Source organism: Pseudoalteromonas rhizosphaerae, assembly GCF_028885455.1.
In the GTDB taxonomy this organism is placed as follows: domain Bacteria; phylum Pseudomonadota; class Gammaproteobacteria; order Enterobacterales; family Alteromonadaceae; genus Pseudoalteromonas; species Pseudoalteromonas rhizosphaerae.
On sequence record NZ_CP118496.1, the window covers coordinates 4,426,597 to 4,439,061 of the forward strand.

Genomic DNA, 12,465 nt, shown 5'->3' on the forward strand with positions numbered 1-12,465 from the left:
CTTTTGTCATTAGTTACTTTCAGCAAGCTTTGCTGCCTGTGGATTACTTTTAAGCGTGTGATTAGCAATCAGTGGGTTAGCCCAAATACCGACACTAAAAATATAACCAAGCGGCATTAACAGCAGTAATAGTGATATTTGTAAGCTACCTGTAAGCTCACTCACCGCACCAATAATAGGCGAGGCAAATGCACCGCCGACAATCCCTGTGCATAAAATACCAGATACAGTGCCATGCCCTTTTGCAACTGAGTTTAATGCCAACGAAAATATCACCGACCACATAATTGATAAGAAAAACCCAACCGCAGGAAACGCCCATAATGCCAGCTCAGTATGTGCAAATAATGCGGTAAATAGACTAACCGCCGCACCAACACTAAAAGTAAGTAACACATGTTTAGCATCAAAGAGTTTTAACAGCACGATGCCCAATAAGCAGCCTAATGTCAGTGATAGCCAAAACTGACTCACTATCTGTGCTCCGCCTGTATTTGGGTCAAGTTGGTGATAGGTTTGTAAAAATACTGAAATTGAATTAGCCACTCCTTGCTCAAGCGCCACATAAGCCACGATGGCAAAAAAGAACTTGATCACGGTGGGGTCTTTAAATAATTGTAAGCTTTGTTTGATACTGCCTTGTTGCGGATTTTCTGCTTGGGTGTTGTGTTTTATCGGTAACACGCTAATAACCACCAACATCACTGTGCATAACAGTGCAAATAATAAGTACATACTTAGCCAAGTCATATCGGCGGGTACTAATTGCAATAACCAGTTTTGGCTCTGTGCTTGTGAATCTGCTTTAACAAGCGCGCTATATACCAGCGGTGATAAGGTCGCTGCACCACCAAACATTAACTGGGCTGCGACCGAAAAAACCGCAAAATGTTTAGAGCCGCCACTGGCTCTAAGTAACGGATTAATTGCCACTTGCAATAGAGCCATGGCGGTACCGATCAAAAATAATGCTGACATTGCAACAGCAAAAATCGGCAAGCTAACAAATAACACACTGCCAAATAATGCCAGTGAGAATGCTATGAGCATGACCTTTTTTTCACCTAAGCTTTGCACTAACAACCCTGCGGGGATCGACATCACTCCATACGCGATAAAAAATGCAAATGGGAAAAAACCAGCAAGGGTTAAACCTATATTATAGCTTTGGATCAGAGCCGGAAATATCGGCGCTAATAAGTTCGTTATAAATGAAATAACAAAAAAGGTAACCAGTACTAGTAGCACTATCAAATAATTTCTTTTCATAATTGTTCTACCTGAAAGTCTCATTCTAAAAATAAATAGAGTGGTGATAGCCATCTGTTCGTGGGCATACAAACAAAATGATTCAAGGGAATAATTAATCACCACTCTTAATTAGCTAAGTCTGCCATCATAAAATGAGTTATGCGGCACTACTCTACGGCTTGTTGATACTTTTCAACTCACTTTATGCAGTCTTCATTGCATGTAGTTGCTCTGCATGTGGTTTACAATGCTTATTACACAGTTCATGCAAATACATTTTTGCGCCATTACAAATTGCAGCGCAAGCGGGTTCAAATGACTGCTGGCACAGCGAGCTTTGGTAGTCCATGCCACCAAGTAAGCAATACCAACTAGGTCTAAAATAAACTTGCTGTTGGGTAAGCTTTGACAAATACGCATCAAAATCATCGCCATTAAGCCATGCTTTTAGTAAAGACTTTAAAGCACTAGAGCTGTGATTCAGTTGCTTGGCTGTAAGCCAGTATTCACTGTCGGTGCGTAAGCTAGTTGCATAATGCGCAACCACATAATCTTTAATGCCATACACTAATTGATGGAGTTGTTGATTGACGTGTTCAGCTACTTTTAATGACTGCTCGTTGTTTTTTAGCTTTGTTAAGGCTTGGCTAAATAACTTAATACTATGTTGAGTAACCATCAAAGATGTCGCTTCGATGGGCTCAATAAAGCTCTGCGCCAACCCTATAGCCATGACATTGCTTTGCCATGCAGACTGCATACAGCCGACTTTCATTTTTAAATGCCGAAACGCGCTATTTTGTGGATTTATGTTTAATTGCAGGGCAAGCTCATACTGGGCTTGCTCATCAGTGATATGTTTTGAGCTATATACATAGCCATTACCGATACGGCTAGTGAGCGGAATTTGCCAACACCAACCGGCACTTAACGCCGTAGATTGAGTGGCACATGGCATCACAGCATCGCTAGAAATTGGCGTCGCCACGGCTACAGCACGGTCGTTAAGTAGTTCATCAGCAAATGAATTAAAAGGTGTACCCAGTGTTTGCTCAATTAACAGTGCATTAAAACCACTGGCATCGATAAACATGTCGCCGTTAATTTGTCGTCCATCAACCAGCGTAATATCAGCTATATTGCCATTGTTCTTTATATGCGCGTGGCTAAACTCACCATCAATGTGTTCAACCCCATTCTCTTGTGCATAGGCTTTTAGCACACCCGCTAATTTTATGGCATCAAAATGATAACCATAAGTTTGCTCTTTGAGCATAGGTGTATGTACTTTTGGACTTAAATTTTGTTTTGCGATATGGCCTGTTAAAAAATACTCATCTGGGGCTTGCCAATCGCCATTACCGCGCCTTCGGGCATTAGCGTTTACAAAATAAACTTCGGCAGTTTTTTCATCCATGTCGCTATAAAATGGATGGAAATAACAACGTTCATCGCCATTCCAATTATTAAAGTAAATGCCTGCTTTGTAGCTTGCATCGCACTTGGGCATCCATTGTTGTTCACTAATACCGAGTGAATCCATAAAGTTTTTTAAGTGTGGTGTTGAACCTTCACCAACGCCAACACTGCCAATTTTACTCGATTCAATAACACTAATAGCTAATTCAAGATGCTGCTTTGATAAATACGCAGCGCACATCCAACCCGCACTACCACCGCCTAAAATTACTAATTTATTTATGATAGCCATAACTAAAAAAGGCCGCCAAGTGGCGGCCTATCTCCATTAGAATTTATAACTTACACCAAGGTAATAACGTGAACCAAACTCGATAGTATTTTGCGTTAAAGCAAAGTTAGTATCGTACGATTGCACCACTTCATTGGTTAAGTTAACGCCTTCAAGGCTAACATCTAAGTTTTCCATGGCATGCCAGATGATTGACGCATCAATTTGTTGATAGTTATCGTTTTTAACTGCTTGGGCTGCACCAACACCAATCCATTCACTGCGCCAGTTATATGCTAAACGAGTGCTGATAATATCGTTCTCAAAGAACACTGATGCATTAAAACTGTTTTCAGAAACACCTGGTACCATTTCTTTTGAGCCATCTGGCGTGGTTGTTTCACTGTCTACGTACGTATAGTTAGTCACCACCCCAAAACCGTTAGCAAAGCTATGCTGTAGTTGCAGTTCAATACCATTTACAGAGCCTTCGCCGTTACTACGAGGACGAGTAACACGGCATTGCTCATATAGATCTGGACTGGCGCCACAGCCATCTACAAATTCAACCGCTTCAGTCGAAAAAACAACGTTATCAATTTGTTTGCTGAAAAATCCTGCTGATGCCATAGAAGCGCTTGTAAAGTAATACTCTATAGCAATATCGCCCTGGTTAGCTTCATAGGGTTTTAGATCAGGATTTCCCCCTGTGGCGCTACCAAAATTGGCATTAATTGCTAAGCCGGGTTTTAAATCACTGTAGTTTGCGCGAGACATAACTTGTGATGCTGCCGCGCGAATAATAATGTCATCCGATAAATCATAAGCAAAGTTTACGCTAGGGAGTAAGTTATTATAATCGACCGTCTCTTTGAAAACCGCGCCGTCGGCGTAGCCGCTCGATGTTTGCTCAGTCTCAACGTAACGTAAACCAATATTACCTCGGTAGTTTTCGCCACTAAAATCAGCCTTCGCGTAAATGGCGATCATATCTTCATCCACTGAAAAAGTATTACCTAAGTTAGCGACTTCGGTCAGTTCGCCAGCTGCATATTTACCGCTAATGAAATCCCACCATTTATCTGTATCAAGTGAGGCATATGCATCAAGCGTATGACCAGAGCTTTGTGAATGCAGCCCAGTTAATACGCCATCACTCCAATTTGATAAATTACCATCGGGAACAAAACCAAGTACTTCGTCTGGATTACGGTTAAATGCAATGCGCGAAAATTCGCTACTATTAAATTTAATGCCGGTCTTGATTGCAGTAAAGAAATTACCATCTAACTCAAATTTAACATCAGCTTGAGCATAACTCACATCATGCTCTTGCACTGTGGTATCAAAATTTGCTTCTTGCGCATGTTTAAATTGCGTTGCATCGGTAGCATCTAGCGAAGTTAGCCAAACTTGATAAGGACCAGTAGCATCATAAGTAAAACCACCATCAGTGCTGTTTTGTCCATTAGGAAATGCAGGATCACCTATTTTACCTCCTTCATCTGAGGCTGGGATCCACCATGAAGATGCGCCAAATTGCGTGCCGCCATCTGATGTTGATTTTCCAATTACACCACTGAGTTCAAAGCCATCACCTTGAAACTTACCAGTTAGGTTTAGTACATCAGCTTTCATATTAACGGCATTACGCACTACTGGATTATAAATAATAGAAGCATATGCAGGTAATATAGTTGCTTGCTCGGTACCGCCTAATGCATTGTTGGTTACATTAGTAGAACCCGCACCACGGGCGCCAACCGTCAGAAAGTTATGGTTTACATGCGGGTTATCAAATTCAAAACGAAAATAATCAAGCACAAACTCCATATTATCGGTTGGTGCAAACTGCGCGGTTAATTGCGCGCTGGTCCGCTCACGCTCAGACTTAAATGCTTGCGAACCTAAACTCCATGCACCGACTGTCGATTCTTGTCCTGTTGCTTGGTTTTCTGCAAAGTACTCATAGTAGCCGCCAATAGACTCAAGTACATGGCGCCCTGAAGTTAATTGTTCATAAGAGTACGCAGCTAAAATACCAAATTTTTCATCTTCATTTTTCCAACTAGCAAGAATTGATGCACCAGGATCAGTCTCATCATACAATGAACTTTGTGCCAACTCTGCAGAGAGCAGTAACGTATTTGCATCTAACTCCAGAGGTTTACGAGTCGTTAAGTTAACGGTTCCTCCCAGTGCTCCTTCTTCGATATCTGCCTCCGGTGTTTTATACACTTGCACACCCGACACTTGCTCTGCTGATAACAATTCCATATTAAAAGTACGTGTCGCTGGGCCTAAATCGTACCATGAGGTGCTTGCTACTGTTTGACCATTGAGTAATATTCTTGATTGCTCTGGTGCAGTACCACGAATAGTTACGCCATTTACCTCACCATATTGGCGGTCAACCGTCACTCCTGAAATACGTTGTAGTGCATCACCAATGTTTTTATCCGGAAATTTACCAATATCTTCTGCGGTAATGGCATCTACCACTCCATCTGCAAAACGCTTAGTGTTCATTGACGCTTCTAAAGAGCGACGAATGCCACGCACTTCAATGGTTTCTATATCACTGTCAGCTTGAGTTTGAGCTGCAGCTAATGCCATTGGACTGACGTATAGTGCTGAGATACATATCGCCAATGTCGATAGTTTAAGCGATGCTTTGTTGATGTTTTTCATTCCTAGTCCCCTATTTATTGTTATTGAAAGCGTTACTAGGGTATCGCGCCGCATTCGTGTTAAGCAGTACAATTGACACTTTATCCGGTACTTTCCTATCAAAGGAATGTTAATTTTGATGGCAAAATGTTCAATGTCCTGTTAGCAAAGAATCGCGTGCAATAGATTAATACTAAAAGTGAATTGAAAAGTATTACTTAGACTGCTAAAAATTGTTCAATATAGGGACTAAAATAAATAAGGAGGTCGTCATGCGGGCAATGTGTGAAAAAGTCATTCCTAATACCAATTCATCGTGGCGCTATTGTAAATATACGCTTGATTACATTCCATTTAATTGGCATTACCATCCAGACTTTGAGATTTGCCTTACTTTAAACAGTCAAGGGGTATGCCATATTGGCGATTACATTGCTCCTTATGGCGAACTTGATCTAGTGATCCTTGGTGCTGATTTGCCCCATACTTGGCAATCGTCACCGAATATAGATAACAGTGTACAAGTTGTTCACGTTGCACAAATTCCAAAAAAATGGCTTAGTCAGCAAATTACTAGTCACCCTGAATTTGCCATACTTGAAGAGTTATTAATCGCTGCGCGACAAGGCCTTAAATTCTCGACTAAAACAGCGATGATAGCGAAATCATATTTTGAAAAAATCGAGGTCAGTAACCCTTTTGAGCAATATTTAGGTTTATTTAAATTACTGTATTTAATGAGCCAAGAAGCAGTCCCTCAGCAGCTTTCTAGCGCGAGTTTTTGCTACACTAATAAAACTGATCCCGCAAAAGATAAATTTGATAAAGTGATTGATTATATTTATCGCCATTACACTGAGGGCTTAAGCGCAGAACAATTAGCTAACATGGCGCATATGAGCACTAACCACTTTCACCGCTTTTTTAAAAAGCGCATGGAACGCACTTTAACAGAATTTATTAACCAGTTAAGAATTGGTCAAGCTTGTAAGCTATTGATCAATACTAACCGCGCTATTACGGCTATCAGCGATCAATGTGGGTTTAAAAATACCTCTAACTTTAATCGCCGCTTTTTAACACTAAAAGGGACAACACCAAGCCAATTTAGAAAGCGCTTAAAACAAAAATCATTAGTGTGAAAGAGTAAAAAGGTAGGGCTACCTACCTTTTATAAATACCGTTATTTTTCAAGTAACCACAATGCAGGCGTGTTTGAAGGCTGCCAATTACTTTGGGAATAATGTGCTTGTAACACAGAATAAATTTTATCTTGATAACTTACAAAATTAGTAGCTTCGTATTGCCTGTTTTGTTGCCATTGAGGCGCATAATTATCAAGTGTATCAAATCGATAACCTTCTGCTCTTGCGTGCTCAACAAAGCTTTTAATTTTGGGCAAGTTAATCGTCGCACCTAGCCCGCGCGGACCATCTTCAAACAAAAAGTCATGGGTGAGTATCACTACTTTATTCGCTGCTAATCCATCGCTGCAATCTAAGTTTTGCGTGCGGCTATTGACAGGATCCATTGTTTTGCCAGGGCAAGTATTGACGATTTGATTAATGCTTTCGACCATTTGAATACCATCTGCCATTGTTTCTGCAGGGTAATCAACGCCCCAGTTCACTGGGCCCCAATCAAAATCCCAACCATAAACCTTATAGTCTTCGCTTGCTAATTTATCAGATATTTTTACTGCGACTTGTGAGCTATTGGTAGAAACCTGTGGATCACAAGAAAAAGCTGGATCCCAAGGTGGTAAATTATCAGATGTTGCGCATAAACCATCACCTTTAAAAGTTTTCGTAACACGCCACGCATTGGTATACGGCAAGCGTGCCATTGTTCTCATTTTAAAGTTTGGGAAGCTTTCTGCATTAGGTAATAACGCCAAGACCTTTTGAGTATTAAGCTCAAAGTAATCATAATCGGTACTTACATCTTGGTAGGATTTAACTGGCCATAAACCAACTTCGTTACAATAAACAGCACCAGAGCGCTCTCCATCCGTGCAATTATGCAACATATGGTCATAACTATGGTTAGCTAAAAGGTGACCGCTATTTAAAAGCTTAGCTAATGCTAATTGTGAGTGTTGTTCATTTTCATCGCCTTCACCATACATGTGAAAAGCATTGATAAAAAATGTCGCTTTTATTTGTGCCTCATCTAAAGCATCAATTAGCCCTGAGGTGGCATTAATCGGGCCATCATCAAACGTTAAATAGATAACCTTGTCGTCATCTGCAAAGCTGTAAGTTGAGCATAAACTTGCACACAATAGCGTTACTGCCGTTTTATTTTTCATTTTGTTCTCCATTAATTAACACCTAATTAATATTGCATGCTATTTAGCCATCGACTGATACGAAGCAATGCAATTTAGGTATTAATCAAACAAAATGAATCTCTGCTACTTCCCTATCGCTTGCTTGGCAAACAGGTGCTTAATTGGGCCTAAGTTATCAACCAAGCTTAAACCCACACCACGTACCAGTTTTTTAAGTGGGTTAGCGCCTGCAAATAATTCTTTTAAGCCTTGCATCATGGCAATATGCTTTTGTGCATCAAGCTTGCGGGTACGCTCGTAATCACGCAATAGTCGATTACTGGCAAACTCTTTATTGTCAGCAGTTAACAGCTCAATAAGGTAAGCGGCATCTTTAAGGCCTAAGTTCATACCAAGTCCTGCTAACGGATGAATGGTATGTGCGGCATCGCCCATTAATACCACTTTACCTGTCACCCATTGCTGCGCGTAACGCATTTTCAAAGGGAACGCTGTGCGCGCACTTTGTACCTCACATAAACCGCATTGGCCATCAAGGGCTGCCATAACTGCTTTATTAAAATCGCTATCATCCATGGCTAGTAACGTTTGGCAATGCGCAGGACTGGTTGACCATACAATTGAGTGCGTATTGGCATCTGGCAGCGGTAAAAACGCCAGTGGTCCAGTAGGTAAAAATACTTGGCGCGCAGTATTATTATGTGGCTCAGTGGTTCTTACCGTCGCAACGATGGCGTTATGATCATAATCTTTAAACGTAATGGGCAAATTAAACTGTTTCCGAATCGCTGAATTTGCGCCATCGGCTGCCACTAATAACTTGGCTATAACTGGCTCACCAGAGTCTAAGGTTATAAAGACGTCATTGTCACTTTGGTGTATTTGTTGATAGCGTGTATCAAACATAAGCGTTGCTTGGCTGTATTGTTCTAATTCATTGATCAGTGCATAACGAATGATGTCGTTTTCAACAATATGACCTAAATGAGGAAGGTCCAGTTCATCGCTGTTAAAAGCAATTTTGCCAAAGCTATCTTGGTCGCGCACATCCATATGGGTATAGGCGCGTGCTCTTTGAGCAATGATCTCAGGCCACACTTGCAAAGATTCAAACAAGTGTTGGCTGGCAAGGCTCAGTGCACTTACGCGCAAAGCGTATTCATCGCCTGGCAATACTTGTTTTGCTGCAGCATCAATTACTACTACACTTATATTGGCTTTAACAAGCCCCAGCGCGAGGGTTAAGCCAACACAGCCGCCCCCCACAACACATACTTGTGTCTGTTTCATAGTCGTTTACCTTGTTTAACCTGACCCATTAATTGCTTAGCTAAAGGTGTTTTTAAAGAAGCACACAAATCCATGGAGAATAGACCACAGCTGCGACCAAATGCGAGTATTCGTGATGAGTTTGAAAATAACCGCACTAAAGAATCTGTTAACGTCATTACAGTGGTTATATCTTGGTTACGTTGTTTGGCATATTCACGGGTAAATAGGTAACTGCCAATTGCCAATTCGCTATTTACTAATTCACATAGAAGTTGCACATCGCGCAGGCCTAAATTAAAGCCCTGCCCTGCAATAGGATGAATCGCATGCCCTGCATTGCCAATTAGTACCGTACGGTGAGCACTTAATGACTCTGCACGACCATACACCAGTGGATAGTTTGCACGCATGCCGACTTTAGTAAATTGCCCGCCACGATAACCAAATGCAGTTTGCAAAGCACTTACAAAAGCGCTGTCGTCAAGCTGCATATGCGCGTCAATATCGGCTTTATCCATACACCATACTAACGAGTAACGGTTATTACTCATCGGGAGTAATGCCATTGGTCCATGCTCAGTAAAGCGCTCAAAAGCATGGTTATGATGACCACCTGCCACTTCAATATTGGCAATGATCGCCCCTTGTGAATAAGGCTCAGGAGTAAAATTGATCTTTGCCAGCTGGCGAGTAGCCGATTGTGCACCGTCGGCAATCACCACTAATTGGCCATTAAGTTGAGCACCAGACTGCAAAGTAATACTTGCAAAGTCATGATGATAGGTAATATCTGCAACACTGTCAGGGCAATACATGACCACTTGGGTAGCTGCAAGTTGTTGATGTAAAGCACGACCAAACGGATTTACCTCAACAACATAACCTAGAGCTGACTGTGAAAACTGCGCACAATCGATCTGCGTTTTACCAAAGTGACCGCGATCCGACACGGTCACTTTTTTAATTGCCGCAGCAAATGAGGCATCAATATCAAAGGCATTAATGGTCTGTAAAAATTGCACCGATTGTTGTGCTAAGGCGATACTTCGGTCGTCAAAACTAGGATGGTGTTCAGTGCTTGGTTGATTTGCTTCAACCACCGCAATCGTTAATTGCGGCGCATGTTTCGCAAGACTCAGCGCACAACTGGCACCCGCTAAGCCACCACCGATAATAACAACATCAAACTGCTCTGCCACGTTATGCTCCTAGCGGTTAATTGCTTGCTTTTGCATTAACGCTTCAATCTCGCTGATACTTTTTGGCACACTCAAGGTAAGATTTTCGTGGCCTTGCTCGGTCACTAACAGGTTATCTTCAATACGAATACCAATGCCCTTATATTGCTCAGGTGCTTGCGCATCTAGGCTAACATACAAGCCAGGTTCAATAGTGAGTACCATACCAGCTTCAAATGGGCGTTCTTTTTCGTCTTTTTTATAGTCGCCTACATCATGCACATCAAGGCCAAGCCAATGACCAAGGCCGTGCATATAAAATGCTTTACATGCTTGGTTATCAAGTAACTCTTGTAACTCACCTTGCAAAATACCTAAATCAACTAAGCCTTGGGTGAGCACTGTCATCGCTAATTTATTAGCCTTTGATAAGCTACCACCGGGCTTTACTTCAGTAAACGCTGCTGCTTGCGCCGCTAGAACAATGTTATAAAGCTCAGCTTGAGGTTGACTAAATTGCCCATTAATAGGGAAAGTACGCGTAATATCTGCCGCGTAACCTTGCAGTTCAGCGCCAGAATCAATCAGCACTAAATCACCGTCGGTCAGCACATCACTGTTAGCAGTGTAATGCAATATATTGGCGTTATCGCCACCGCCGACAATGGTGCCATAGGCGGGATGACGCGCACCATGCATAGCGTAATGATGATGAAGCTCGGCTTCTAGCTGATATTCGGTAGCGCCTGGCTTTGCAAACTGCATAGCACGAATATGTCCTTGGGCACTTATTTCACACGCTTGGCGCATAATATTCACCTCAGCAGGTGATTTAAATAAACGCATTTCGTGCACTAAACCACGAATATCTTTAATCGTATGTGGCGCTTTATAACCTTTTTTAGGCGCGCCACGCAGCGTATTTAATAACGCCCACACTTTATCGTCAAACTGTGGATAAGTACCTTGTGCATAAAATAAAATCTGCTGGCCGTTCACCAAATTCAATAATTGTTCAGTTAGTTCACTCAGTGCACATGTTTGGTCGAATAAATAATCTTTTTTAGCTTTTTCAAAACCAATACGACGACCATGCCAAATTTCCGCCAGCTTATCTTTGTTCAAACAAAACAGCGTACTCGGTGTATCGCTGCTTGGGCAAAGCACTAACACTGCATCGGGTTCATTAAAGCCAGTTAGGTAGAAGAAGTCGCTATCTTGGCGAAACGCATATTCAGTATCACAGCTGCGGGTTACTTCACTTGCCGCTGGAATGATAGCCACACTGTTTGGTTCCATCATGGCAAGTAAACGATCTCTGCGTGCTTTAAACTCTGCTTTTTCTATTTTAACTGTTGGCATTATAAACCCTGTTTATACTGTTAATTTTAACTTAGTGAAGTGTTTTTTTAGTGCTTTTTGGCGTTTGCTCTTGACCAAGTTCAGCAAAACACAACAGCGCAGAAACTCGCACATATTCAATTACTTCGTGCAATGCTTGGCTGTCTTCTTCGGTTTCATCAAACATGGTATCTAAACGCGTAATTTCACTAAAATCACTGATCACTTCTTTTACATCAGCTGATAACTTGCCATAATCTTTTTGCTTTAAGCCAAAACCAAGCATAAACCCAGCGACCCATGACACTAAACCATTCGCTTGATCTACTAAGGTTTCGTCATCACTTGGTAAAAATAAATCAAATTGAAACTCTTCGTTGTTAAAGCTTTCTACAACTTGCTTATAAATAATGGCAAAAAATTCTTTCAGATCATGGCTAAATGCTTGGCCATCATTAAACACATCGCTTAATAAGCCTAAGTATTCTTTGGCTTCAATACTCAAGCCGCAGGCTAATAATCCACTGATCACGCCGTGTGCTTCTGAAGGAGTGACAAATATTTCGTTTTTTTCCAATAGTAATTGGGCTTGTTGGTAATCTGGTAATTCGTTCATGCTGAGATCTTCGCTTGGCTAATTAAGTCAATGCTACCACTCGATAAATAGCAACTCCAATGAAAAGTATGATTGAGGTCAAAAAGCAATCCGAAAAGTAAATAGCCAGTTACCAGTGCTGGAAAATCACTCGAACAGTATAATTATTTTGAAT

Annotated in this window: 9 protein-coding genes; 1 reads left to right on the plus strand and 8 read right to left on the minus strand. The window is 41.4% G+C overall.

The window, feature by feature from the left end:
- Nucleotides 1-9 precede the first annotated feature (9 nt).
- The 3 genes from PVK79_RS19075 to PVK79_RS19085 form a co-directional block, all read right to left on the minus strand.
- A complete protein-coding gene (locus PVK79_RS19075; protein WP_257324012.1) occupies nucleotides 10-1,269 on the minus strand; it encodes an MFS transporter in 1,260 nt (419 codons plus the stop codon).
- Between the two features lie 184 nt (nucleotides 1,270-1,453).
- Nucleotides 1,454-2,962 (minus strand): tryptophan halogenase family protein, encoded by a 1,509-nt coding sequence (locus tag PVK79_RS19080; protein ID WP_257324013.1) that lies wholly within the window; start codon nucleotides 2,960-2,962, stop codon nucleotides 1,454-1,456.
- 36 nt (nucleotides 2,963-2,998) lie between these two features.
- Complete coding sequence (locus PVK79_RS19085; protein WP_220494549.1) at nucleotides 2,999-5,632, minus strand: TonB-dependent receptor; 2,634 nt, start codon at nucleotides 5,630-5,632, stop codon at nucleotides 2,999-3,001.
- Between the two features lie 251 nt (nucleotides 5,633-5,883).
- Here PVK79_RS19085 and PVK79_RS19090 point away from each other — a divergent pair, with 251 nt between their 5' ends.
- On the plus strand, nucleotides 5,884-6,753 hold the full coding sequence (locus tag PVK79_RS19090; protein ID WP_145241883.1) for an AraC family transcriptional regulator: 870 nt from the start codon (nucleotides 5,884-5,886) through the stop codon (nucleotides 6,751-6,753).
- 41 nt (nucleotides 6,754-6,794) lie between these two features.
- On the opposite strand, the gene PVK79_RS19095 is transcribed toward PVK79_RS19090, so the two are convergent.
- The 5 genes from PVK79_RS19095 to PVK79_RS19115 all read right to left on the minus strand — a co-directional run bounded on the left by PVK79_RS19095 (nucleotide 6,795) and on the right by PVK79_RS19115 (nucleotide 12,311).
- The gene (locus PVK79_RS19095) at nucleotides 6,795-7,922 is read right to left on the minus strand and encodes a polysaccharide deacetylase family protein (RefSeq protein ID WP_257324014.1); all 1,128 of its coding nucleotides are present in this window, start codon (nucleotides 7,920-7,922) and stop codon (nucleotides 6,795-6,797) included.
- A 105-nt stretch (nucleotides 7,923-8,027) separates the two neighbouring features.
- A complete protein-coding gene (locus tag PVK79_RS19100; protein WP_182719172.1) occupies nucleotides 8,028-9,194 on the minus strand; it encodes an FAD-dependent monooxygenase in 1,167 nt (388 codons plus the stop codon).
- Nucleotides 9,191-10,375, minus strand: coding sequence for a 2-octaprenyl-6-methoxyphenyl hydroxylase (gene ubiH, locus PVK79_RS19105; RefSeq protein WP_182734655.1), 1,185 nt, complete (start codon nucleotides 10,373-10,375; stop codon nucleotides 9,191-9,193). The genes PVK79_RS19100 and ubiH overlap by 4 nt, the downstream gene beginning before the upstream one ends.
- 9 nt (nucleotides 10,376-10,384) lie before the next feature.
- A complete protein-coding gene (pepP, locus tag PVK79_RS19110) occupies nucleotides 10,385-11,716 on the minus strand; it encodes a Xaa-Pro aminopeptidase (RefSeq protein ID WP_257324015.1) in 1,332 nt (443 codons plus the stop codon).
- A 31-nt stretch (nucleotides 11,717-11,747) separates the two neighbouring features.
- Nucleotides 11,748-12,311, minus strand: coding sequence for a UPF0149 family protein (locus PVK79_RS19115; RefSeq protein WP_257324016.1), 564 nt, complete (start codon nucleotides 12,309-12,311; stop codon nucleotides 11,748-11,750).
- Between the last annotated feature and the right edge of the window lie 154 nt (nucleotides 12,312-12,465).